At 72.3% G+C, this 23660-nt stretch carries 24 protein-coding genes; 9 read left to right on the forward strand and 15 right to left on the reverse strand.

Going from position 1 to position 23660, the window contains the following annotated elements; all coding sequences use genetic code 11:
• Window positions 1–32: 32 nt before the first annotated feature.
• On the reverse strand, window positions 33–1628 hold the full coding sequence (locus CEB94_RS36305) for a sodium/solute symporter (RefSeq protein ID WP_175436187.1): 1596 nt from the start codon (window positions 1626–1628) through the stop codon (window positions 33–35).
• Window positions 1622–2068, reverse strand: coding sequence for a DUF485 domain-containing protein (locus tag CEB94_RS36310; RefSeq protein ID WP_175436188.1), 447 nt, complete (start codon window positions 2066–2068; stop codon window positions 1622–1624). Before CEB94_RS36310 ends, CEB94_RS36305 begins: the two co-directional genes overlap by 7 nt.
• Window positions 2069–2404: 336 nt before the next feature.
• Here CEB94_RS36310 and CEB94_RS36315 point away from each other — a divergent pair, with 336 nt between their 5' ends.
• Complete coding sequence (locus CEB94_RS36315; RefSeq protein ID WP_175436189.1) at window positions 2405–2899, forward strand: phosphatase domain-containing protein; 495 nt, start codon at window positions 2405–2407, stop codon at window positions 2897–2899.
• Between the two features lie 35 nt (window positions 2900–2934).
• On the opposite strand, the gene CEB94_RS36320 is transcribed toward CEB94_RS36315, so the two are convergent.
• The 5 genes from CEB94_RS36320 to egtA all read right to left on the reverse strand — a co-directional run bounded on the left by CEB94_RS36320 (window position 2935) and on the right by egtA (window position 7652).
• Window positions 2935–3150, reverse strand: a complete 216-nt coding sequence (locus CEB94_RS36320; protein ID WP_175436190.1) for a dodecin — start codon at window positions 3148–3150, stop codon at window positions 2935–2937.
• Between the two features lie 116 nt (window positions 3151–3266).
• Window positions 3267–4229: an L-histidine N(alpha)-methyltransferase gene (gene egtD / locus CEB94_RS36325; RefSeq protein WP_175436191.1), complete on the reverse strand. Its 963-nt coding sequence runs from the start codon at window positions 4227–4229 to the stop codon at window positions 3267–3269.
• Window positions 4226–5017: an ergothioneine biosynthesis protein EgtC gene (egtC, locus tag CEB94_RS36330; RefSeq protein ID WP_175436192.1), complete on the reverse strand. Its 792-nt coding sequence runs from the start codon at window positions 5015–5017 to the stop codon at window positions 4226–4228. The genes egtD and egtC overlap by 4 nt, the downstream gene beginning before the upstream one ends.
• On the reverse strand, window positions 5017–6354 hold the full coding sequence (gene egtB / locus CEB94_RS36335) for an ergothioneine biosynthesis protein EgtB (protein ID WP_175436193.1): 1338 nt from the start codon (window positions 6352–6354) through the stop codon (window positions 5017–5019). The genes egtC and egtB overlap by 1 nt, the downstream gene beginning before the upstream one ends.
• The gene (gene egtA / locus CEB94_RS36340; protein WP_175436194.1) at window positions 6351–7652 is read right to left on the reverse strand and encodes an ergothioneine biosynthesis glutamate--cysteine ligase EgtA; all 1302 of its coding nucleotides are present in this window, start codon (window positions 7650–7652) and stop codon (window positions 6351–6353) included. The genes egtB and egtA overlap by 4 nt, the downstream gene beginning before the upstream one ends.
• A 291-nt stretch (window positions 7653–7943) precedes the next feature.
• Here egtA and CEB94_RS36345 point away from each other — a divergent pair, with 291 nt between their 5' ends.
• A complete protein-coding gene (locus CEB94_RS36345) occupies window positions 7944–8789 on the forward strand; it encodes a TIGR02452 family protein (protein WP_175436195.1) in 846 nt (281 codons plus the stop codon).
• Here the strand turns inward: CEB94_RS36345 and CEB94_RS36350 are convergent.
• The 4 genes from CEB94_RS36350 to CEB94_RS36365 form a co-directional block, all read right to left on the reverse strand.
• Entirely contained in the window at window positions 8752–9198 is a 447-nt protein-coding gene (locus tag CEB94_RS36350) for a type II toxin-antitoxin system PemK/MazF family toxin (protein ID WP_053673727.1), read from the reverse strand. The genes CEB94_RS36345 and CEB94_RS36350 overlap by 38 nt on opposite strands.
• Before the next feature lie 42 nt (window positions 9199–9240).
• Entirely contained in the window at window positions 9241–10710 is a 1470-nt protein-coding gene (locus tag CEB94_RS36355) for an SPFH domain-containing protein (protein WP_175437314.1), read from the reverse strand.
• A gap of 134 nt (window positions 10711–10844) precedes the next feature.
• On the reverse strand, window positions 10845–11063 hold the full coding sequence (locus CEB94_RS36360; RefSeq protein WP_246112025.1) for a hypothetical protein: 219 nt from the start codon (window positions 11061–11063) through the stop codon (window positions 10845–10847).
• 19 nt (window positions 11064–11082) lie between these two features.
• Window positions 11083–12510 (reverse strand): amidase, encoded by a 1428-nt coding sequence (locus CEB94_RS36365; protein ID WP_175436196.1) that lies wholly within the window; start codon window positions 12508–12510, stop codon window positions 11083–11085.
• Window positions 12511–12750: 240 nt separating this feature from the next.
• Between CEB94_RS36365 and CEB94_RS36370 the strand changes: the two genes are divergently transcribed.
• The gene (locus CEB94_RS36370) at window positions 12751–14136 is read left to right on the forward strand and encodes a glycoside hydrolase family 43 protein (RefSeq protein ID WP_175436197.1); all 1386 of its coding nucleotides are present in this window, start codon (window positions 12751–12753) and stop codon (window positions 14134–14136) included.
• 59 nt (window positions 14137–14195) lie between these two features.
• Here the strand turns inward: CEB94_RS36370 and CEB94_RS36375 are convergent, their stop codons facing one another.
• On the reverse strand, window positions 14196–14645 hold the full coding sequence (locus CEB94_RS36375; protein ID WP_175436198.1) for a spore-associated protein: 450 nt from the start codon (window positions 14643–14645) through the stop codon (window positions 14196–14198).
• Window positions 14646–14992: 347 nt separating this feature from the next.
• On the opposite strand from CEB94_RS36375, the gene CEB94_RS36380 reads away from it, so the two are divergent.
• From CEB94_RS36380 to CEB94_RS36395, 4 genes are all read left to right on the forward strand, one after another.
• Complete coding sequence (locus CEB94_RS36380) at window positions 14993–15907, forward strand: SCO2400 family protein (RefSeq protein ID WP_175436199.1); 915 nt, start codon at window positions 14993–14995, stop codon at window positions 15905–15907.
• A gap of 60 nt (window positions 15908–15967) precedes the next feature.
• Window positions 15968–16447 carry a hypothetical protein gene (locus tag CEB94_RS36385; RefSeq protein ID WP_175436200.1) on the forward strand — a complete coding sequence of 160 codons (480 nt, stop codon included), beginning with the start codon at window positions 15968–15970 and terminating at the stop codon, window positions 16445–16447.
• 87 nt (window positions 16448–16534) lie between these two features.
• On the forward strand, window positions 16535–17332 hold the full coding sequence (locus CEB94_RS36390) for a serine/threonine protein kinase (RefSeq protein ID WP_175436201.1): 798 nt from the start codon (window positions 16535–16537) through the stop codon (window positions 17330–17332).
• Window positions 17329–18882 (forward strand): serine/threonine-protein kinase, encoded by a 1554-nt coding sequence (locus tag CEB94_RS36395; protein WP_246112026.1) that lies wholly within the window; start codon window positions 17329–17331, stop codon window positions 18880–18882. The genes CEB94_RS36390 and CEB94_RS36395 overlap by 4 nt, the downstream gene beginning before the upstream one ends.
• Window positions 18883–18945: 63 nt before the next feature.
• Here CEB94_RS36395 and CEB94_RS36400 read toward each other — a convergent pair whose 3' ends face one another.
• Entirely contained in the window at window positions 18946–20136 is a 1191-nt protein-coding gene (locus CEB94_RS36400; protein WP_175436202.1) for a hypothetical protein, read from the reverse strand.
• Window positions 20137–20383: 247 nt separating this feature from the next.
• Here CEB94_RS36400 and CEB94_RS36405 point away from each other — a divergent pair, with 247 nt between their 5' ends.
• Together CEB94_RS36405 and CEB94_RS36410 are read left to right on the forward strand one after the other, a co-directional pair.
• Window positions 20384–20833 (forward strand): hypothetical protein, encoded by a 450-nt coding sequence (locus CEB94_RS36405; protein WP_175436203.1) that lies wholly within the window; start codon window positions 20384–20386, stop codon window positions 20831–20833.
• 278 nt (window positions 20834–21111) lie between these two features.
• Complete coding sequence (locus CEB94_RS36410; RefSeq protein ID WP_175436204.1) at window positions 21112–21540, forward strand: VOC family protein; 429 nt, start codon at window positions 21112–21114, stop codon at window positions 21538–21540.
• 71 nt (window positions 21541–21611) lie between these two features.
• On the opposite strand, the gene CEB94_RS36415 is transcribed toward CEB94_RS36410, so the two are convergent.
• Together CEB94_RS36415 and CEB94_RS36420 are read right to left on the reverse strand one after the other, a co-directional pair.
• Window positions 21612–22871, reverse strand: a complete 1260-nt coding sequence (locus CEB94_RS36415) for an MFS transporter (protein WP_175436205.1) — start codon at window positions 22869–22871, stop codon at window positions 21612–21614.
• A 138-nt stretch (window positions 22872–23009) separates the two neighbouring features.
• Window positions 23010–23462 carry a YbhB/YbcL family Raf kinase inhibitor-like protein gene (locus CEB94_RS36420; protein WP_175436206.1) on the reverse strand — a complete coding sequence of 151 codons (453 nt, stop codon included), beginning with the start codon at window positions 23460–23462 and terminating at the stop codon, window positions 23010–23012.
• Between the last annotated feature and the right edge of the window lie 198 nt (window positions 23463–23660).

Raw genomic sequence — 23660 nt, forward strand, 5'->3', positions numbered from 1 at the left:
ATGCCCGGCCACCGCTGTCCCGGACAGGCGTGTCAGTCGTCCGCGCCCACGAGCATCCGCACCTCGAACTCCTCGTGCGCGCCGGCCTCTTCGCCCGGGCTCTTGTCCAGCACCGTGCCGAGCCAGCCCAGGAGGAAGCCCATGGGGATGGAGACGATGCCGGGGTTCTGCAGCGGGAACCAGGCGAAGTCGGCCTCGGGGTAGAACGAGCCCGGGGCCGAGGAGACGACGGGGGAGAAGGTGGCCAGCAGGACGGAGCAGAGCAGACCGCCGTAGAGGCTGAGCAGGGCGCCCTTCGCGCTGAAGCGCCGCCAGAAGAGGGTGTAGATGATCGTCGGCAGGATCGCGGACGCCGCGATGGCGAAGGCCAGGAAGGCGAGCGTCGCGGTGTTCGCCCCCCACGCGACGAGGGCCAGCAGGATGCCCAGGACTCCGATGACCGCCCCGGACAGCCGGGCCACGGTCAGCTCCTCCGTCTCGCTCGCCCGGCCCTTGCGGATCACCTCGCTGTACAGGTCGTGCGCGAGGGAGGACGCCGCGGCCAGGGTGAGACCGACCGCCACGGCGAGCAGCGTCAGATAGGCCAGGCAGGTCAGCAGCGCGGTGAGGACACTGCCGCCCAGCTCGTGGGCGAGCAGCAGGACGGAGGCGTTGCCGGTGCGGTCCGTGCTCTCGATGGTGTCCCGGCCGAGCAGCGCGGTGGCACCGAGGCCCATGATGCCCGCCCCGAAGCAGACCGCGCCGACCAGGCCGATGGCCCACAGCACGGAGGAGCGCAGGACGCCGCTGTTGCGCGGGGTGAGCAACCGCATCAGCACGTGCGGGAGGGCGGCGAGGCCGAGCACGATGGCCAGTTCGAGGCTGAGGAAGTCCAGCTTGTTGCTGACGGTGCCACCGTAGCGCAGCCCCGGTTCGAGGAAGCTCAGGCCCGAGCCGCTGCGTTCGGAGGCCCTCTCCAGCAGCGCGTTGGGGTTCCAGTCGAAGTGGTGGAGCACCCATCCCGCGGTGAACAGCACGCCCACCACCAGCATGACGGCCTTGATGATCTGGATGACCGTGGCGCCGGGCATGCCGCCGAGGGAGGCGTACAGGATCACGAAGACGCCGATCACGACCACGCACAGGGTGCGGGTGGTGCCGCTCGGCACACCGGTGAACTGCGTCAGCAGGGCCACGCTGCCCACCAGTTGGGCCACCAGGTAGAGCGTGGCGATGGCCAGGATGCAGACCGCCAGCGCGACCCGTACCGGCCGCTGCTGCCGGGGCAGGCGCAGCGCCACCGTGTCGCCCAGTGTGAACTTGCCCGTGCGGTGCAGGGGTTCAGCGATCAGCAGCAGGACCATCATCCAGGCGACCGTGGTGCCGCCGAGGTACATCAGCCCGTCGTACCCGGTCAGGGCGACCAGCCCGGTGCTGCCCAGCAGGGTGGCGGCGGACAGGTAGTCGCCGCACATGGCGAGGCCGTTGCGCAGCGGCGACATGGCGCGGTTGCCGAGGTAGAACTCGCTGATCTCGTCGCGCTGAGGAGCCGTCAGCAGCGCCGTGAACAGGGTGATCACGACCACGGTCAGGAACAGGACGAACGTCAGCTGCAGACTGCTGTCGTCGATGGCGGCGGCGGTCACCACGTGCGGAACCCCCTCGTCCCGTGCTGAAGCGGCTGCCCGGCCCCCTGTGGAGGCACCGCCGAACGGGCGCGGCGGCTCTCGGTCTCGTGCAGCCGGGACCTGAGGCCGCGGGCGAGCGGATCGACCCGGGTGCGCATGTGCCGGACATAACACCACGCGGTCACGCCCATGACGACGAACTGCCCGAGCCCGAGGACGAGTCCGACCGTGAGGCGGCCGAACAGCGGCTGGTTCATCACCGCGGGCGCAAAACTCGACAGCAGTACATACAGCAGGAATCCACCGACGGACAGGATCGTCGCCCGGATGCCGAACCGGCGCTGCGCGCGACGCAGAGAGTGAAATTCGGGATGGTCGGATATGCGAGACGGCGGAGTACGTTCGATGTGCGGAAGCGGAAATGCGGGAGTGTCATCCCGCCGCGGTGAATATTCGGGCACAGGCGCACCTTCTTCGCTGCATCGTGCCCCGCACTCGACCCCGTCGGGTCGGTGGGCGCGTCCGGTTTCCGGGCAGGGGGAAGGGGTGCCGGACGCGCGGTGGGGGTGCGGGCTCTGTGGGGGCTCGTGCATCCGGAGAACTCGCTTTTCCGGATGCACGCGGACGGCCTCGGGGTTCTGTGTGGAGATCCCCGACCAGCCTCGGCCGCGGGTGGTGGCGAGGCTGAAAGCGGAGTATGTCAGTGCTGTGCTTGAGCCATCAACTGTGCGGGTGAATTAGCCCGCGTGCATGGCTTGTTCACGCGGGCTGTCTCACATGCGCTTAGTCTGGGCGGCGTGAGTGACGACCGCAGCAAGGCCCCGCTGGCCGTGTTCGACCTGGACAACACCCTCGCCGACACCACGCACCGGCAGAAGTTCCTGGAGCGCCGGCCCAAGGACTGGGACGGGTTCTTCTCGGCGGCGCCGCAGGACCCGCCGGTCCCGGAGGGCATCGCGCTGGTCCGGGAGAGCGCGCGGGAGTGCGAGATCGTCTACCTCACCGGGCGGCCCGAGCGCTGCCGGCGCGACACGCTGGACTGGCTAGCCGCCCAGGGGCTGCCCGAAGGGCGCGTGCACATGCGGCGGGACGCCGACCGGCGGCCCGCCCGCTTCACCAAGCTGGAGATCCTGCGGCGCCTCGCCCGCACCCGCGAGATCCGCGTCCTCGTGGACGACGACGAACTGGTCTGCGCGGACGCCCGGCGTGCGGGCTTCACCGTCGTACGGGCCGACTGGGTGACCCGGTCCGCCGAGCTGAAGTCGGCGCAGGAGCGGGAAGGGCGGACCTGAGAGCGCCTAACGGAGGAGAGCCGGAGCCCGCCTGTCTACTCGGACTCGTCCAGCCGGAAGCCCACCTTCAGGCCCACCTGCCAGTGCGCGATCCGCCCGTCCTCGAGCTGGCCGCGCACCTGCGTCACCTCGAACCAGTCCAGGTTGTGCAGCGTCTGCGAGGCCCGCTCGATGCCGTTGCGGACGGCCTGGTCGACGCCGTCCGGTGAGGTGCCGACGATCTCCGTGACCCGGTAGGTGTGGTTCGACATGCCGCTGCTCCTCTTCCAGTGACGGGAGTGTCACGCTCACTCCACCGTGCCCCAAGCGGCGGCGAAGCGCGAGACGTCGTCTCCCGCCGTCGCCGCCGCCCCGGGGCTCACCGGTGTCAGCGCGCCACACTCAGCGACAGCGCGAACCGGCCCGCCCCGTCCGTCCACCAGTGGGCCAGGTCCAGTCCCGCGGCGGACAGTTCGGCGCGCACGCCCTCCTGCCGGAACTTCGCCGACACCTCGGTCCGCATCTCCTCGCCCGCCGCGAAGTCGACGGCGAGGTCGAGCGCCGGCACCTTCACCGTCTGCGCCGTACGGGAGCGCAGCCGCATCTCGATCCACTCGTGCCCGGCGTCCCACACCGCCACATGGTCGAACGCGGCGGGTTCGAAGTCGGCGCCCAGCTCGCGGTTGATCACGCTCAGGACGTTCCTGTTGAACGCGGCCGTCACCCCGGCCGCGTCGTCGTACGCCCGGACCAGCACCTCCTCGTCCTTGACCAGGTCCGTGCCCAGCAGCAGGGCGTCACCCGGGGCGAGCAGGGCGCGTACGGACGCCAGGAACGCGGCGCGCTCGGCGGGCAGCAGGTTGCCGACGGTGCCGCCCAGGAACGCCACCAGGCGGGGCCCCGGCGTGTCCGGCAGGGTCAGTTCCGCGGTGAAGTCGGCGATCAGCGCGTGCACGTCGAGCCCCGGCCGCTCGGCGGCGAGCGCCTGCCCGGCCTGGCTGAGGGCGCTCTCGCTGACGTCGACCGGGACGTAGGTGTGCAGCTCCGTGAGGGCGTCGATCAGATGCCGGGTCTTCTCCGAGGAGCCGGAGCCGAGCTCGACCAGGGTGCGTGCCCGGGTCGCCGCGGCGATGTCGCCGGAGCGCGCGAGGAGGATCTCCCGCTCCGCGCGCGTGGGGTAGTACTCCGGCAGTTCCGTGATCTTCTCGAACAGGTCGCTGCCGTGCGCGTCGTAGAACCACTTCGGCGGCAGTGTCCTGGGGCGGCCGGACAGCCCCCGGTGGACGTCGGCGCGCAGCGCGGCGTCCGTGGCGTCCTCGGGCAGCGTGCGGGTGAGGTGGAACGGGCTCACGTACGGGGCTCCTTCACGGGTGCGGGCGCGGAGGCCTCGGTCGGCTCCTTCAGCGGCGTGAGCAGCACGTCCGTGCGGCTCGCCGCGAGCAGGGTGCGGTCGGGCACCTCCTGCCAGTGCGGATCGTCGTCGTAGGGCTCGGAGGCCACGACGGTGCCGCCGCCGGGCCGGGTGAGATACCAGAGGGTGTCGCCCCAGGCGGTCGCGGTGATGGTGTCGCCGTCGGTGAGCAGGAGGTTGAGCCGGGAACCGGGCGCGGCGGCGGCGACCTCCCAGACCGTGTCGGCCAGCGCCTGGCCCTGCTCGTCGCCGCTCCTCAGCCGGGCCAGGACCAGGGCCCACACGAGCGCCGAGTCGTTGCGGGCCTCCAGCGACAACAGGTCCTCGGGGGACAGGGTGCGGGACACCGGCGCGAGCGAGCCGGGCCAGCCCTTGACCGCCCCGTTGTGGCTGAACAGCCAGGTCCCCGCGGCGAACGGCGCCGCCGCGGCCTCCGCGTCCGCGCCCGACAGTGTCGCGTCCCGCACCGCGGCGAGCAGCGCGGTGGAGCGTACGACCCGGGCGAGATCGGTGAACGACAGGTCCGCCCAGATCGGCCCGGCCCGGCGGTAGCGGGCCGGCACCGGGTCGCCCTCGGCGTACCAGCCCACGCCGAAACCGTCGGCGTTGACCGTCCCGTACCGCTGGTGCCGGGGCGCCCACGACTGCCGGTACAGCCCGTGCGGGGGCTCCACGAGGAGCCGGCCCAGCGACTCCTGTGGCCCCACATACGCCACATGACGGCACATCAGGCGTCCTCCGACCGGGCCGTGCGGAACCCGGAGAAGATCTGCCGCCGGATCGGGTAGTCCCAGTTGCGGAAGGTGCCCCGGCAGGCCACCGCGTCCACCGCGAACGAACCGCCGCGCAGCACCTTGTGCCCGGGCCCGAAGAAGACCTCCGAATACTCCTTGTACGGGAACGCCTTGAACCCCGGATACGGCAGGAAGTCGCTGGCCGTCCACTCCCACACGTCGCCGATCAACTGCCGTACGCCGAGCGGCGACTCACCGGCCGGGTAGCTTCCGGCGGGCGCCGGACGCAGGTGGCGCTGGCCGAGGTTGGCGTGTTCGGGTCCCGGGTCGGCGTCGCCCCACGGGTAGCGCGTCGAGCGGTCGCCGGCCGGGTCGTGCCGGGCCGCCTTCTCCCACTCCGCCTCGGTCGGGAGCCGGCGTCCCGCCCAGCGGGCGTAGGCGTCGGCCTCGTACCAGCACACGTGCAGCACCGGCTCGTCCGGCGGGACGACCTCGGTGACGCCGAAGCGGCGCCTGAGGAACTGCTTTCCGTCGCGCCGCCAGAACAGCGGGGCGTCGATGCCGTGCCTGCGGATGTGCGCCCAGCCGTCGGCCGTCCACCACCGCGGATTGTCGTAGCCGCCGTCCTCGATGAACGCTTGGTAGGCGGCGTTCGTCACCGGCGTGGTGTCGATGTGGAAGGGCGCCACCTCGCGTCGGTGCGCGGGGCGTTCGTTGTCCAGCGCCCACGGCTCACCGGAGGTGCCCATCGTGAACGGGCCGCCCGGGACGAGGACTTCGGACGGACCGGTGAACAGCGGCGCCGGCTCGGGGTCCGGGGCGGTCAGCGCCTGCGGCCCCTTGCGCAGCTGATGGGTGATCAGCATCGTCTCGTCGTGCTGCTGTTCGTGCTGCGCGATCATGCCGAAGGCGAACCCGGCCTCCGTCAGCCGCGTCCCGTGGAACGCGGCCCGTTCCAGCACGTCCAGGGCCCGGCCGCGCACATCGGCCGCGTACGTCCGCGCCTCGGCCGGCGACAGCAGAGGCAGCTTCGGCCGCTCGGCGCGCGGGTGCTCGAAGGCGTCGTAGAGGCCGTCGATCTCGGGGCGTATCGCCTCGTGCCCGGCGACGGCCCGCAGCAGCCACTGCTCCTCCTGGTTGCCGATGTGCGCGAGGTCCCACACCAGCGGCGACATCAGCGGCGAGTGCTGGGCGGTCAGGTCGGGATCCTCCACGCAGCTTGTCAGCAGGGTGGTGCGGTCCCGGGCGACGACGAGTGAGGCGACCGCCCGCTCACGGAGCACCTCGGGGTCGACGGTCCCGGCGTCGACAGCGGGATCGGTGTCGGTCATGGGCGGAGGTCCTTCCCGTGGGCGCGACCGTCCGTGCCGCGCTGTCGGTCGAGCAGGTCGTCGGCGGGGCAGCGGCCCAGGACGACATAGCGGTCCAGGTAGGCCGTGACGGCCTCGATGACCTCGGGGGCGGCGCCGAGCCGGGGCAGGGCCTCCAGCGCGGTCGTGAAACACGTGACGGCCACCTCGCGCAGTTCCGCGTCGGCCAGTCCGCCACGGGCCGCGTCGAGCCACAGGGGGTTGTGCGGCGCTGGCAGCCCCAGCGTCCGCTCGGCCAGCGGCTTCACGGCCCGGTAGGCGGTCTCGGTGGCCTCCTGGTCGTCGAACAGTGCCGCCGTCACTGCGAGCGGCACGATCCAGCCGTCGTCCCCGGGCTGCGCGTCGATCATGCGCAGTTCGAGATGGCCGCGCGGCCTGACCGGCGGGAACAGGGTCGTGACGTGGTAGTCGAGATCCTCCCGGGTGGGCGGCCGGGGCGTGCCCGTGCGGATCCAGTCCCGGAAGGTGAGCCCCTCGGGGACGTCCCAGGGCCCGGCGTCCCGCCGGACGCACATCACGGGGGAGTCCAGCACGTGCCGGGCCCAGGCGCCGCGCGGGTCGGTGTCCAGGCGCGGTCCGCCCGCCCGGCCGGCGCCGATCCTGGTCCACGCCAGCTGCCGGGTGGACAGCCAGCCGGTCGGACGGTGCCCGGCGAGCGGGGAGTTGGCGAACGCGGCCACCAGGACCGCGCCCAGATGGTGGGCCAGCCACCAGCGCCGCACCAGGCCCTGCGGCCCGGGCTCCTCGTGGCCGGCGTCCAGGCACACCTGCACGGAGGCGGAGGTGCACATCATGGCGCGACCGGCGGGGCCCGTGCGGTCCAGGCACGCCTCCATGGCGTCGTAGCGCGGTTCGCGCAGGAACCGGCGGGGTTCGTGCCAGGGATCATGGCCGAGGCCGACGAGGGCGAGGCCGTCTTGGCGCAAGACCGCGCGGACGGCGTCGAGGTCGGCGGAGACGGTACCGATGACTTCCGTGAGCGAGGCGCCGGGGGGCGAGCTCAGCTCCAGCTGGCCGCCGGGTTCCACGGTGAGCGCCGACCTCAGAGGCAGGGGCCGCAGTGCGGCGTAGGCCGCTTCGAGTCGTTCGGGTGTGACGGGGAGCTGCGGTGCGCGCAGCTCGTGGACGAGCCATTCCACCTCGACGCCGAGGCGGCGTGGCGGGCCGGTCTTGAAGCAGATGCCGTGGACCAGAGCCTCGACCTCGGCTTCGGACAGTGAGGTGCGTGGCCGGGTACAGCCACCTACCGAATCGGACATGTCGGGATCCTCCTGAGATTCCACCATGCCATTGGTCCGGGCTCTCCGGTGGCCCGGACCGGGATCACCCGTCCCACCCAAGACGCTCATGCCGCTCGGCACAAGGGGACTAACCGGGGCGTTCCCGGGCGGCCATACGGTCCGGCCCGGTGTTTCCAAGGACTTTCCCGGGCGTTCTCCGATGGCGAAAACTGTGTTGCACCGGGGGTCGGGCATCGCCCACGATGCCTGCGTGAGCACGACAAGAAGGGCCGCGCGGCACGCGGTCACGGCGCGCACGGGGGTGGCGCCGTGAGCGCGCGCCTGCGCGGTATCGCGCGGCAGACCGAGCAGATCGTCGCGGCCGGGGCCTACCGTGCGTCGGACGGGCGCGAGGTCTCGATCGCGGCGCAGCTGCGGGCGGCGCGCGAGGGTACGCGCCTGTACGGGCCGCAACCGGTGCCGGTGCCCGCCGATCGGGTGACCGGGGCGCGGGAGACGCTGGTCGAGGTCACGGGAGAGAGCAGCCTGGAGGCCACCCGCCGGCTGAGCGGGCACGTGGCCGTGCTGAACTTCGCCTCGGCCCGCAATCCCGGGGGCGGTTATCTGAACGGCGCCCAGGCCCAGGAAGAGGCCCTGTGCCGGGCCTCCGCGCTGTACGCCTGCCTCCTGGAGGCCCGGGCCTTCTACGACCACCACCGGGCCCACCGCGACCCGTTCTACACGGACCGTGTCATCCACTCACCGGCCGTGCCCGTCTTCCGCGACGACCGGGGCCGCCTGCTGGCAGAGCCGTACACCGCCGGCTTCCTGACCTCGCCCGCGCCCAACGCGGGCGTGGTGCTCCGCACGGCGCCCGAACGGGCCCCCGAACTGCCGCGGGCCCTCGCGGTCCGGGCCGAACGCGTCCTGGAGACGGCCGCCGCCCACGGCTACCGTCGACTCGTCCTCGGCGCCTGGGGCTGCGGGGTGTTCCGCAACGACCCCGCGCAGGTGGCGGAGGCGTTCCGGGCGCTGCTGGGGCCCGGCGGCCGCTTCGCGGAGGCCTTCGAGCATGTCGTGTTCGGGATCCTTGACCGGACGCGGGACCGTGCGGTGACGGGCGCCTTCGAGGAGGCGTTCAGCTCCAGCCGTAGCGCTCCTGCAGGCGGCGCCTGACCAGGTTGAAGCGCATGCGGTCCAGGGCGCACGCCTCCCGGCGCATACCGTCCTCGTGCAGGCGCAGCACCCGGTCCACGTCGACCCACGAGTCCCGGCCCGTCCGGTCCCACGGCCCACTGCCGATCGGCACCCACTCCCGGTCGCCGTCGTGCCGCTTGCTGGACAACCGCACCGCCAGGAAGGTGCCGCCCGGCTCGCGGGCGACCACCAGCACCGGGCGGTCCTTGCCACGGCCGTCGTTCTCCTCGTAGGGCACCCACGTCCAGACGATCTCCCCGGGGTCCGGGTCGCCGTCGTGCGCGGGCGAGTACTCCGTCCGTACCCGGCCCACCTCGCGCGGGTCGGCCTGGACGGTGGCGGAGGGGCCGTGACGGCCGGGGACGTTCTCGTCGGCAAACGTGCTCACGGGGGCACCTTAGAGGCTGCCCCCGTGAGCACGCCGCCCGGGTCACCTGTCGTCCATCGGCACCTTCTGCGTCTGCCCGTTCAGGGGCGAGGTGTCCTGCGGTGCCTGCCCGCTCCGGTCCATCGAGGCGAGCAGCTGACGGGCGAGGCCCAGCCCCGTGCCACCCATGGTGAGCGCCTTGGCGAACACGTCCGCCATGCCGTCGGCGCCGTTGAGCAGCACCATGTTGTCGACGTTGCCGAAGGCGGACGCGCCGGCCTGCACGATCTCCGGCCAGTTCTCGGCGAGTTGCTGGGCGACGACCGCCTCCTGGTTCTCGGCCAGGGCGGCGGCGCGGGCCTTGATGGCCTCCGCCGCCGCGAGGCCCTTCGCCCTGGCCGCCTCGGCCTCGGCCAGGCCCCTGGCCTGTGCCGCCGCCGCCTCGGCCTCACCGGTGGCCCGGGTCGCCTGCGCGGCCGCCTCGCCCCGGGCCTTGGTCGCCTCGGCCTCGGCGCCCGCGGCCGTCTTGACCCGGGTGGCCTCGGCGGCCGCCGCGAGCTCCGTCTCCTTCGCCTGCGCCTGGGCCGACGAGATGCGCGCGTCGCGGTCGGCCTCGGCCAGGGTGCGGGTCTCGTAGGCCGCCGCGTCGGCGGGTTTGCGGACGTCCGCCTGGAGTTGCTGCTCGCGCCGGTGCGCCTCCAGCTCCGCCACCCGCGTCTCCTGGACGACGACCTCCTGCCGGGCGCCGGCCTCGGCGAGCGGCCCGGCCTGCCGGGCCTTGGCGGCCGCCGTGTCGCGCTCGGCCTGGTAACCGGCCTGGAGGATCTCGCTGTCCCGGGTCGCCTCCGCCATCCGCGCGAACGACTGCTGCTCGGCCTCGGTGGCCAGCCGGTTGGCCTCCGCCTGCGCGATCCGCGCGTCGCGTTGCACGGCCGCCGCGTGCGGCATGGCGAGGTTCTGGATGTACCCGGTCGGGTCCTCGATCTCGTGGATCTGCAGCGAGTCCACGATCAGGCCCAGTTTCTCCATCTCGGTGCCGCACGCGGCACGGGTCTGCCCGGTGAGCTTCTCCCGGTCCCGGATCATGTCCTCGACCGTCAGCCCGCCCACGATGGACCGCAGATGACCGGCGAAGACGTTGTGCACCCGCTCCGACATCAGCTTCTGCTGGTCGAGGAACCGGCGGGCCGCGTTGGCGATCGACACGAAGTCGTCGCCCACCTTGAAGATGACCACGCCCCGCACCTTCAGCGGGATGCCCTGGTGGGTCACGCAGTCCACCTGGAGTTCTGTCTCGTTCAGGTCGAGCGAGAGCTTGCGCACCGCCTGCACTCCGGGCATCACGAGCGTGCCGCGCCCGGTGACGATGCGGAACCCCAAGCCCTCCTCGATGCCCTCCGTGCGGTGCTTGGACCCCGAGATGATCAGTGCCTCGTTGGGTTCGGCGACCCGCCACATGAGCTTGAACAGACCGATCAGAACGAGGACGGCGGCAACCGCCACCCCCGCAACGACGCCGACGACCATCGGCATTCGCCCCCTCTGCATGGTGCCCTCTCGGCACCGAACGAAGGGGAGTGTGCTCCTGCGCGGAGCCCGGGTACAGACACCGGCGCATCCTTGGCCGAAGCTTGACGCGTACGGCTCTCACCTGCGTCGCAACGGGCTCAACTGTCGTACGCAGCCGCCACGTAGACCGTCCTCGGGGGCAGGTACTCGATCACCATCACGACCGTCCCCGTCTCGATGCGGTCGGTCGCGGAGGCGGGGTGGGCGAGGAAGTGCTCGGCGCCGCCGCGCACCCGGACGATCACCTCACCGACCAGCCCGGGCCCGATCGTTCCGGTGACCCGCCCCATGAGCCCGACCATCGACGCGTCCGCCATGAGCACAGCGTACGGTCGCTCAGGCGGCAGCGGAACGTGCCGTGACCGGCGGCGACGGCCACTGCTCGGCCCAGCGCAGGTCCGCCTCCAACTGGGCGGCCACCTGCACGAGCAGGGGCTCGCTGTTCGCCGGGCCCAGCAACTGCGCGCCGACCGGCAGGCCGTCCGGCGTGAAACCCGCGGGCACGTTGACGCCCGGCCAGCCCAGCACGTTCCACGGCCAGGCGTACGGGCAGGCGGCGATCATCGCCCGGTCGGTGGCGAACCCGCTCAGTTCGAGCAGGGCGCCGATCCGGGGCGGGGGAGCGGCCGTTGTGGGCGCGAGAACGACGTCGTAGGAGGTGAAGAAGGAGCCGATGCGCCGGTGCAGCGCGGTCTCCGCACGCCGGGCCGCCCGCAGCGGGGCACCGGCGAGCAGCCGGCCCAGCCGGGCCGCGTCCCGGGTGCGCCGGTCCAGTAGCGCCGGGAAGGGCGCCTCGCCCACGCGCTCGGCGATCCCGGCCGTGGCGCGCGGCACGAAGGTCAGCCCGATCTGCCCGTAGGGCGGATCGGCCTCCTCGACGAAGTGCCCGAGCGCGGCCAGCCGTTCGGCCAGTTCGACCACCCGGGTCCGCACCTCGGGCAGGAGCCGGGCGGGCACCGCCGTGAAGGGCGGCTTGAGGGAGAGCGCGATGCGCAGCCGCCCGGGGTCGCGGCCGACGGCCCGGGACACGTCGAGGGCCGGGGGCCGGTGCGGGTCCTGGGCGTGGTTGCCGCTCGCGGCGTCCAGCAGCAGGGCCGCGTCGGCGACCGTGCGGGCCAGGGTGCCGTTGACGGTGATGCCCTGGAAGGACTCGCCGCGCGGCCAGGTGGAGACGCGTCCGCGCTGCGGCTTGATGCCGACCAGGTGCGTCCACGCGGCCGGGATCCGCACCGAACCGGCACCGTCCGAGCCGAGCGCGGCCGGCACCAGACCGGCGGCGACCGCGGCGGCCGAGCCGCCCGAGGAACCGCCGGGCGTGTGCTCCGTGCTCCACGGGTTGCGGGTCGCTCCGAAGGCGGGACCCTCGGTGAAGGGCCACTGACCGAACTCGCAGGTGTTGGTCTTGCCGATGATCACGGCCCCGGCCGCGCGCAGCCGCCGCACCGCCTCGCCGTCCTCGGTGACCGGCGGGAACTCCCCGCAGCAGCCGAAGGCGGTCGGCTCACCGGCCACGTCCATGTCGTCCTTCACGGCGACGGGGACGCCGAGCAGCGGCCTCGGCGCGCCTTCGGACGCCAGTTCCCGGTCCGCGGCGTCGGCCTCCGCGAGCGCGGCCTCGGCCCGGACGATCCGGAAGGCGTTGAGACTGCCCTGCGTCGCCTCGATCCGCGCCAGGGTCCGCTCGACCAGCGCCCGCGACGTCACCTCCCCGGCGGCCAGCGCACGGGCGGCCTCCGCCAGGCCTTCGGAACGGTCGAGCGTCATACGGACACCTCCGGAAGCGGCTGTCTACCGAACGGTAACGTCCGGTGGCCGGTGACGGAATGCCGACGACAGGAGTGGAAGTTCACCCACCGGCCACATCTTCCTCACTGGGCACATCAGCCCCTGTTCAAACCATTGACGGCCTTCCGCTTCGCCCTTACGTTCTGAGCCCCTACTTCTGATCGATTTGCCGAACCGTGTTCGGTATATCGAATCCTGGTGTCCCAGGGAGAGCCGCCCGTGACCGCACACCCCGCCCCGTCCCGCCGCGCGCTGCTGCGCGCCCTGGCCGTCCTGCCCGCCTCGGCGATCCTGCTCGGCGAAACCCCCGGACTGCTCGGCAGTGCCCTGGCCGCCGCACCCCCGAGCGGCTCGGCCACCCGCTACACCGTCGTGCCGTTCCTCAACAGCGACGACGGCACGGTCAACGTCTACCAGTCGGACGACGCCACCGACTTCCGGCTGCTGCGCTCCTCCGCGTACACGCCACCCGCGAACCGGATCCGTGACGCGAGCGTCATCAGGCACACCGACGGCTTCTACTACGTCACCTACACCACCCACACCTGGCAGGACCCCAGCACGACCATCGGCTTCGCCCGCAGCTCCGACCGCGTCAACTGGACGTTCCTGTACGACTACACCGTCCCCGTCGCGAACCTCTCCCGCGCCTGGGCACCCGAGTGGTTCGTCGACAGCGACGGCAGCGTCAGCGTCATCGTGTCCTGCTCCACCGCGAACGACGAGTGGATCTTCACGCCGTACCTGCTGAGGGCCACGAACTCGGCGCTCACGGCGTGGAGTTCGCCGGTCGCGCTCGCGGGCATCGGAGCCAACCACATCGACACGTTCATCGTGAAGATCGGCTCGACGTACCACGCCTTCCCGAAGAACGAGACGACGAAGTACATCGAGTACGCCACCGCCTCGAACCTCACCGGCCCGTACACGATCCGCCGGACCGGCGACTGGGCGGGCTGGGGCAGCTACCGCGAGGGCCCGGCCCTGGTGCGGCTCGACAACGGCGGCTGGCGGATCTTCTTCGACGGCTACGGTGACGGGAACTACTACTACAGCGACAGTTACGACACCTTCGCCACCTGGACGGCGCCGGCCGCGCTGCCCGCGATCTCCGGCACCGCGCGCCACTTCACGGTGGTCAAGGAGACGGTCACGGGCGGCCCCACCCTGGCCCGGAACATCACGCGCTCCTTCCGCTCGGCCAACTACGCGACCCGCTACTGGGAGCAGCAGTCCTCGCTGCTCAACCTGCCCGTGGTCAGCGCCTCCAGCACCACCGCCGAGAAGCAGGCCGCCACCTTCACGGTCGTCGCCGGTCTGGCCGACGGCAGCGGTTACTCCTTCCGGGACGCGGCCGGCAACTACCTGCGCCACTGGGACTTCCGCGCCCGGTTCGACCCGAACAACGGCACGAGCACCTTCGCCAAGGACGCCACGTTCATCCTCCGCGCCGGCGCCTCCTCGGGCTCGGTCCGCTTCGAGTCGTACAACTACCCGGGGTACTACCTGCGCCACTACGCCTACCAGCTCCGCGTGGAGCGCTCCGACGCAACGGACCTGTTCCGGCAGGACAGTTCGTTCGTGCCGGTGACGGCCTGGGCGTAGGGCAGGCACGGAGAAGCCGGGCCACCACGGTCGCCCGTGGGGCCCGGCTGGAGCGGGGGTCAGCGAGTGAAGGTGACCCGGTGCTCCTTCAGAGAACCGCAGTTGGAGCCGTACACCTGCACGTACGTGTTGGCGATGCTGCCGCCCCAGTCCACGCAGTGGCCCTTGCCGTAGACGTACGTCGGTCCGGCGTACGACGAGAACAGGCCCTCGTCGTAGTGGCTCTCCTCGGTGTCCGGGACGTAGATCCAGGCGGACATGTTCACGGCCTTGCCCGGGTTGTTGCGGATGGTCGCGACGCAGTTCTGGCCGTTGGAGGCGTTGTAGGTCAGGTAGACGGTCCCCAGCGAGCCGACGGACGCCGAGTTGACCGTCTTGTACCCACTCCCGCAGACCTTCTGCGGGGTGGTGTTGGGCGCGGCCGAAGCCGGTGACGCCAGGGCGGTCATGGTCCCCACGGACAGTGCCGCCACGGCGGACGCGGCCAGGACGGAACGGGTGAATCGCATATTTCCCCCTTGCAACTCTTCGAGGTGGTTGCTCCTGCATGGTGTGACCGTCGTGGTGCCCAAAGGGTTGTGCGTCAGTTCGCAGGAAAATTGGGGGAGTTGGGGGCGGATGCGAGCGGGGGCCCCGTTCCGTGACCGAGGGTGCCCAAGCGTTCCCACTCCTCGACCCTTTTACTCGCGAGTCACTTATGGCACACGCGAGATCCAGAGGATCTGTGCAGGGGTGTCACACAGACTGCACACCGCCCTTCCAAAGTCTCGTTAGCGTTACGGCTCGATCCCACGTGCGAACGTGACCAGGGCGCGGCCGGCGAGCCGCCGGAACAGCCAGATCGGGAAAACCACACATGGACTACTGCTCCTCGTGCCGTCGGCACCTCAACGGCGCCTTGGTCTGCCCGGGGTGCGGTGCCTACGCCCCGGACATCGACCCGTCCGCCATCGGCGGCCGTACCGGCCCGGCCCCCGCGCTCGCCATGGCCTCCGGGGGACCGGCCGCCTGGGAGTACCCGGCCGCCACCGGCACCTGGCACGAGGAGACCGTGTGGGACGAGACCCCCGCGCGTCCGCAGCAGAGCCCCGGCTCCGGCTCGAGCGAAGGGTACGACTCCCCGGACACCGACACGGCCGAGGGCTATGAAGCCCGGCCGGAGGGACGGGCGGCCCGGCGGCGTCAGATGGCCCGCTGGAAGAAGAACCAGCGCCGGGCCGTGGTGGCGACGGCGGTCGCGCTCGTCGGGGGCGGTCTGACCGTCGCCGCGATGAACGGGAACGCGAAGCCCGGCGTGCAGGCGGCCACGACACCGGAGGACAAGACCATGGGAGGCGCGGCGGGGGAGCTGCCCGCCTACACCGAACCCACGTCGAGCCGGCACGACACCCCGCGCTCCTCGCCCGCCACCGCGCCGCACACCGACCGGGCCTCGCGCCACCAGCAGCCCCGGGCCGCCGACCCCCGCACCACGCCGACGGACACCCGCACCGACGCCGCCACCGCGCCTCGCGAGCTGCCGCTGACGACCCCGCCGCAGCGCAAGACCGTCCAGAACACCGTCGACGCGGTCACCGGCAACGCCGGTTCCGGTTCGTCCGGGTCGACGGTCACCGAGCCGACGACACCGCCGGCCGCAGGGACCGGCTCGGACGCGCAGCAGCCGGCACCCCCCTCGACACCCCCGCCCGCGGCGACCACCCCGCCCGAGACACCTCCCTCCGACTCCAAGTCGAAGGAACTCTGCCTGCTCGTCATCTGCCTCGGCTGAGGGACCGCGGCCACCGAAAACCGGTGGCCGCGCGCAGCCGCCCTTCGTACCTTCGGGCGCATGACCCACGAGTGCTTCCGGCACCCCCGCCTCGCCGCGGTGTACGACGCGCTCGACCCCGGCCGTCGCGATCTCGCCGGCCCGGAGGACTGGCACAGGACCCTGGGAGGGGTCCGCGCTGCGCTGCGGCCCGGCGGGCGCCTGGTGTTCGAGACGCGGATACCGGCCCGCCGCGCCTGGCAGGAGTGGAACCGCGAGGCCACGTACGGCGTGACGGACATAGCCGGCGTCGGCGCCGTCGAGTCCTGGGTCGACCTGCTCGACGTGAGTGGACCGCTGGTGACGTTCCGGTGGACCTATGTGTTCGCCGCGGACGGGCAGGTGCTGACGTCGGACTCGACGCTGCGCTTTCGTGAGCGGCGGGAGGTCGAGGCGGAACTCGCCGCGCAGGGGTTCGAGGTGGAGGACGTGCGCGACGCACCGGACCGGCCGGGCCGGGAGTTCGTGTTCGTCGCCCGACGCCCGGAATCCGCCCGCTGAGGCGGCCCCGCCGGCTCCGCGGCAAGCGGAAGCCGACCGTACAATCCTCGCGACCAAATCGGGGGCGACATCAGCGGGGGAGTCCGCGTGGAAACGATCATCGTGCAGTTGCCCGGTACCAGCCCATGGGGTGCGGGTGAGACGGGCAGTCCCGAACTGATTCACCTGGGGCCGGGGGACATCGCGGACTTCGGACGCGGCGGAACGGGAGTGCGCATCGTGCTGACCGACCCCGGCATCTCCCGTCGGGCCGGGCAACTGGAAGCCGCGGGTGACTACTGGCGGCTGTCCAACTTCAGCCGCAGTGTGTCGTACGTGGTGGAGAACCTGGAGGGGGCAGGCGAGTACCTCACCGTCGCACCCGGGCGGCTCGGGGCGCCCGTGCCCTTCGAGTTCTCCCGGGTGGTGCTGCCCGCGCTGTCCGGTACCGCCACGTTCAAGGTGTTCGCACCCCAGCATGCCTACCTCGGTGAGCACTCCGTGCCGGGCGGTGGCGAACAGACCGTCCACCCCTTCGCCCTGGACCCGACGTCGAAGTACTTCCTCGTCCTGGTGGCCCTGTGCGAACCCCGCCTGCGCGACCCCTCCGACTCGGCACTGCCCGGCGTCGGCCAGATCGTGGAGCGGCTGCGGCCGCTGGAGTCCTGCCGGGACCTGACGCGGTCCGCGGTCAACTACCACATCGACTACCTCGCCTTCGCCAAACTGCGCCTGGACCTCGGCGAGGAGGCCACGACCACGGCCGAGGGCGGCCGCACCGGCGCCAAGCGCACCCGGCTCGCCTCCCTCGCCCTGCGCTTCGGCCTGGTCCGCGAGGAACACCTCGGCCTGCTGCCGCCCCGCGGCGCCGGCCGCCTCGCCGACCCGCAGGAGGCAGGCGCATGACGATGCCAGACGACCGGGACGACGAGATGGAAGCGCCCCGCCCGCCCGGCCTCCCGGAGGGCTTCCGTATCGAAGGCTGGGAAGTGGGCGCGGTCATCGGCTCCGGCGGCTGGGGGACCGTGTACGAGGCCCGTACGGTCGCCGACGGCACGCCCGTCGCGGTGAAGGTGCTCCCGACCGGTGCCCTGGGGCCCGGGCAGCGCGCGGCGCTCGGTGAACTCGTGGCGCGCGAGGTCCGCTTCAGCGCGGAGGCCGACCACCCGCACCTCGTCCGCACGCACGCCGTGTGTACGGTCGAGGCACCACGACTGCCCGCCCTGGACGGCGCGATCGCGCTGGTCATGGACCGGGCCGAGGCAAGCCTGAAGGACGTACTGGACGCCGCCGGGACGGGCGGACCGATCGCGGACGCCGGCCGCGTGCTGCGCGGGGTGGCCGCCGGACTCGCCCACATGCACGACGCCGGATGGGTGCACGGCGACCTCAAACCCGCCAACGTGCTGCTGGGCCCGGGCGGTCAGGTGTGGCTGGCGGACTTCGGCCTGGCCGCCGAACTCGACGGCACGCACGCCCACTTGCCGCCGCTCGGCACCCTCGACCACCTGCCGCCCGAGTGGTGGTCCCAGCGCACCGGCACCCAGGGCTCCGTCGTCCGGCCCACCGCCGACATCTGGGCCTTCGGCGTCCTCGCCCACCAGGTCCTCACCGGCGGGCTCCATCCCTTCCCGGGCGCGACGGCCCGGGCCCGCTCGCTCGCCGCCCAGGCCTACGCGCGCGGCACCGCGCCCCTGCGGCTCGACGCCGGCCTCGACGAGGACATGCGCCGGCTGATCGCCGACTGCCTGGCCCCGGACCACGCCGCCCGTCTCCCGCACACGGCCGACAACGTCGCCGCCCGGGTCGAGGCCGCCACCGGCGGTCCGCACCGCCGCCGAAGACGCCTGGTGCCCGCTGCCGGGGCCGGGCTCGTCGTCCTGACCGCCGCCGCGGTCGCCGGGGCGGCCCTGCTCGGCGGAGGCGGCGGCACCCAGGACGACGACCGAGACCGCGACACCCCCGCCGTCACCGGTACGCCCAGCCCGCCGGCCGGTGAGATCCCCGAGAACTCCGACGTACCCGAGGCGCTGCGCCCCGTCATCGCCCGTGCGGCCCACCGCTGCACCGACGAGGAGATCACGCCCGCCCTGCTCGCCGCGCTGATCAAAGCGGAGAGCGACTTCGACGCGAAGGCCTCCCGCCCGGAGAGCGAGGAGTACGGCATCGCCATGTGGACGCCGTCGGTGTTCCGGGCCTGGGCCGTCGACGGGGACGGCGACGGCGACAAGGACCACATGTCGCCACCGGACGCGATCGCCACCATGAGCCTGTACGTGTGCTGGCTCGACCAGCGCTTCAAGCAGGCCGGGCTGCCGAAGAAGGACCTTCCCGCGCTCGTCGCGGCCGGCTACCGCACCAGTGACCGCGCGGTCATCGAGGAGCGCGGCGTACCGGAGCGGGTACGGCCGCACGTGGACAGGGTGCTGCGCTACCTCGCCGAGTACGAGGGCTGAGCCGCACGAACGCGAGCGGTGGGCGGGGCCTCGGCCCCGCCCACCGCTCGTCCCCCGTTCCCGTCACGGCCGCGGCGAGCCGCACTCCGGGACGTTCGGCAGCCGGTTGTCCGGCGAACTCATGTAGATGTTGGACATGTAGCCCCCGTACTGGGGCAGATAGGCCCACCACTCGTTGGTGTAGGGCGGCACGTCGACCACCTGGCCCCGGGTCTGGCAGCCGACCAGCACCTCGACGCCGGCGGGGAGCCGGGTGATCCGGTCGTCGCCCGTGGTCGGGCCCTTGCGGACGCTCACGAGCTCGCCCCAGGTGCCGAACCAGGTCCCGGCTGGCCGTACCCCGCCCGGCACGTTCAGCGAGCGGGTCAGCCGGCCGATGTCGGTGTACGCCTTGCCGTACGACGTGCCGTCCGGGTGCAGTGTCAGTACGGCCACGATCGTGCGGTCGTCCGCGCCCACCGTGCCGGTGGTGTGCAGCGCCGGGCGGGTGAGGTTCACGTCGGCGGCGGCGCGGGGAGCGGCGGCGGCCGGCTCCGCCTGGGTTCCCGCGGGCTCCGCCTCGGAGCCGCAGGTGCCCTTCCCGTACTTCCCGGACCAGCCCTGCTTCACCGTCCAGGGTCGGTCGAACGACCCCGCGATGCCGAAGTGCTGGTCGAAGTGGTCGGTGGAGGAGCAGCGGGTGGAGCGACGCAGGTTGTCCATGATGAAGTCACGGACGGGCGCGGGAGCCTTCTCCAGGATGTACCGGTAGATCGCCACCGTGTCCCGGGCGGAGACGGCGGTGTAGCCCCAGAAGCCCGGGTACCCGGCGGGCGGTGGCGCCGTGTCGCGCAGTCCGAGCGAGGTCCGGGCGGTCATCCGGTTGATGATCGCCGAGCCTCCGTACGTCGACCAGTAGTGGTCCGCGGCGTCGTCGTCGCTGCCGCGCAGCATCGGCTCCAGCCGGGCGCGGTCGGCCGGGGGGATGGTGTAGTCGGGCCCGCGGTTCCACAGGAAGTCCAGGGTCAGCAGGAGCTTGACGACCGAGGCGGACCGGAACTGCGCGCTCTCGTTGACCTGTTCCGTGAACGTGCCGGCCCGGCGGTCGAAGACGGCGACGCCGGCGGTGACGCCGGCCGGGATCTGGGCGGCTTCGGAGGTCTGGACGGTTCCGGCGGCCCTCTCCGCACGGGGGTGTGCCGCAGCACCGCTCGTGAGTGACGCGACCGTGACGACGGCCGCGAGCGCGGCGGCGCCGCGCAGGAGCATGCGCATGGTTGCCCTTCCTGGATCGCCCGGTTGTCCGACGGGGCCTTGGCCCGCGGCGCCACGATAGGAGCCCGGGCCGGCGGGCGGTCCTGACGAATGTCAGGGCTCCGGCGGAGCGGGGCGACCTGCGGCTTCGACCCTGATAAGTGTCAGGTGTCGGTGGTGGGGTGACGCCCCGTACGGTCACGACCAGCGAGCTGCGGCCGGCCGCAGCGCACGACCGGATCACCCGCCGACACACGAAAGAGGGCTCATGAGCCGCCGATCACTCAGGACCGTGCTGGCCGCGGGGGGCGCCGCCGTGGTGATGGCGCTCCTTCCGGCCACCGCCCAGGCCGAGCCCTTCTCGGGCGGCAACTACGGGCTTTACGGCATGGAGGGGCAGTACCCGACCACCTCGTTCTGCACGGGCACGTTCCGCCAGATCGGGCCCACCCAGTACGCCGAGGGCATGGCCCTGAAGTACTTCTACTCCGACAAGTGCGGCTCGTTCGCCCGGATCGAGAACTCCCGGCCCGGCTGCGTGGCCGTACTGCAGCGTTCCGACAACGGCACGGGCCGCAACGACGGCTGGGTCTCCGAGACCGTCGACTCCGGCATCAACTACGCCTACACGAAGATCGGCAACAACCTCAACGGCCGGGTCTCGCGCGCCCTGCTCGCGTGCGACGGCCACGACCTGGTGAACACCGGCTGGTACTGAGCCGCACCGGACGCCACCCGTCTGCGGGCCACCGATCTCGCGGTGGCCCGCCGCAGGCGTGTGCGGGGGACGGTGCGTCGGTGGCCCGGACGCAGACAGAGGTGAGGATCGGGTCGCCGGGGGCGGGAGAGCCCGGCCGACGGACCTCGAACACGGCCGAAAATCGCTCGACGACCCGCCCGCACCCTGTTTACGATCCACCGCGCGGCATCGCGTGCCGGTCACCGTCCGGGTGAGGCATGGAGGCGCCGCGGAGATGCCCGTGGAGGCATTCAACCGTGTCAGTCGAGTTCAATCACACCATCGTCCTGTCCCGGGACCGGGAGAAGTCCGCTCACTTCCTCGCGGAGATCCTGGGACTGGAGGTCGGGGCACCGGCCGGGCTGTTCCTGCCGGTGACGACCGCCAACGGCGTCACGCTGGACTTCCTCACCATCGACGCCGACATCCCCATGCAGCACTACGCGTTCCTCGTCTCCGAGGACGAGTTCGACGAGGCCCTCGCCCGCCTCGTCAAGGCCCGCATCCCCATCCAGGCCGACCCGCACGGCAACCACCCGGGCCGTATCAACCGCAATGACGGCGGCCGGGGCGTCTACTTCCTCGACCCGGCGGGCCACGGCCTGGAGATCCTCACCCGCCCGTACGGCACGGACCCGGACTCCGAGTTGAACGGGGTCACCGAGGACGTGCCCGGGGCGGTCTGAGCCGAGCCCGGCCGGTTCGGGGCGGAGGCACTGCCGCTTCCGTCCCGGACCGGCCGAGCGGGCCGTGGCGGTCAGCCGCCGTCCGACTCCACTGCCACGGGGGCCCGTTCAGGACCGGCCCCCGGCGCGTGACCCCGGCGGGGAAGCAGCAGCGGCGTGGCGAGGAGCAGGACACCGGCCAGTGCGATGGCCGTGCGGGGGCCGGTCCGGGCGGCCAGTACGCCCCACAGGGCGGTCATCGTCGCGGTGGTGACCTTGCTGGTGGCCGACCAGGCGGACAGGGTGCGGGTGACCCGGCCCGTGGGGGTGCGGTCGAGGCGGTGCGTGGCGAGGACCGGGTTGTAGACGGCGCAGCAGGTGATCAGGCCGAACTCGACCAGCATGACCAGGGCCAGGCCGGGCGTGCCGGGGCCGGTGAAGGCCAGGCCGATCGGCCAGCAGACCCGGAGCGCCCCCGCCGCGAGCAGGACCCGGTGCCGGCCGTGGCGCGCGACGAGGCGCGGGGCCAGACGGGAGCCGAGCAGGCCGCCGGTGCAGGGCACCGCGAAGGCGAGGGCGTACTGCCAGGGTGCGAAGTGCAGGTCGTCGACCATCAGGATCAGCAGCGGCGGAGACGCCGCCATGATCAGGGAGTTGACCAGGAGCGTGTTGAGGAACAGCGGGCGCAGCTGTGGATCGGCCAGGATGTGGCGCCAGCCTTCCAGCAGATCCCCGGCCCGGGTCACCGTGGGTTCCGGTCGCGGACGGTGCTTCTCGGCGTCGCCGATCGCGCGGATGCCGAACGCCGAGAGCAGATAGCTCACCGCGTCGGCCACCACCGTCGCCACGGGACCGAACAGGCCGATCGCGGCTCCGCCCAGCGGCGGGCCGACCATGCTGGCGGTCCAGGTGGTCGCCTCGAACCGTCCGTTCGCCACGAGCAGGTCCTGCCGCGGCAGCAGGTCCTTCAGGAACGCCCCGGCCGCCGCGTTGAAGGTGATGTCGGCCGCCGCGACGGCCACCGACACCAGCATCAACTGGCCGAAGCTCAGCCGGCCCAGGGCGAAGGCCGCGGGGATGCTCAGCAGCACCGCGCACCGGACCAGGTCCGTCGCCATCATCACCGGCCGTTTGCGGCGGACCTCCACCCACGGCCCGAGGGGTACCGACACCGCCGCGCCGACCGCCGGTCCCACCGCGGCCAGCAGCGACACCTGCGTCGGTCCGGCGTCCAGTGCCAGGACCGCGATCAGGGCGAACGCGTCGAACGCGAGCCATGTGCCCGCCGTGCTGACCGCGTACGCGCTCCACAGCCACCGAAACCGCCGCCCCAGCGACCGTCTGCCCGCCATACCCGGCGCACTCCCCGCTCTCCCGGACAACCCGGTGTTGTCCGGGGGTCATCCAAGCGAGAAGCCGAGGTGCCGGGCAAACAACCATCCGGCATCGACGCCACAACCAACCGTTGTGACGTGGGCTCGGGCGAAGGCTCAGCGCTGGTAGAGCCCCACCAGCGTTCCGTCCGCGATGCGGCGCTTCTCGACCTCCTCGTGCACCTGGTCCGCACGCGGCGCGTCGGGCAGGACACACGGTTCGGACAGGGCGTAGACCCGGAAGAAGTAGTGGTGGGCGTCGTCACCCGGCGGGGGATGGGGGCCGCCCCAGCCGTGCTGCCCGTAGCCGTTGACCAGTTCCGTGCCGCCCGGCGGGCTCTGCCCGGCCTCGACGCCGTCACTGTGCGGGTCGATGCCGACCACGACCCAGTGCGCGAAGGTGCCCGACGGGGCGTCGGGATCCTCGCACAGCAGGACCAGTTCGGCCGCGTCGTCCGGTACACCGCTCCAGGCCAGCGGGGGAGAGACGTTCGGTCCCTCGTACGCGTGCCGGCGCGCGATGAAGGAGTGGTCGTTGAACGCGTCGCTGCTGAGTTCGATGCCGGTCATGTGCCCCGGGGTACCCCCGAGGGCCCCGGGGCACACGGTTCGGGACCGATTCCCCCGGGTACCCGCCAGGGCGAGCCGGAACGAGGCGGGAGAGGGAGGAACCCCACGATGTCTCCCCTGAGAAGGAGTCGCTCGCCCGGCTGCGGGAGCCGGACACCCGAGAACGGCTCGTGGCCTGGGCGGGCTGACGTTCACACC

Source organism: Streptomyces hawaiiensis, assembly GCF_004803895.1.
Classification (GTDB): Bacteria; Actinomycetota; Actinomycetes; order Streptomycetales; family Streptomycetaceae; genus Streptomyces; species Streptomyces hawaiiensis.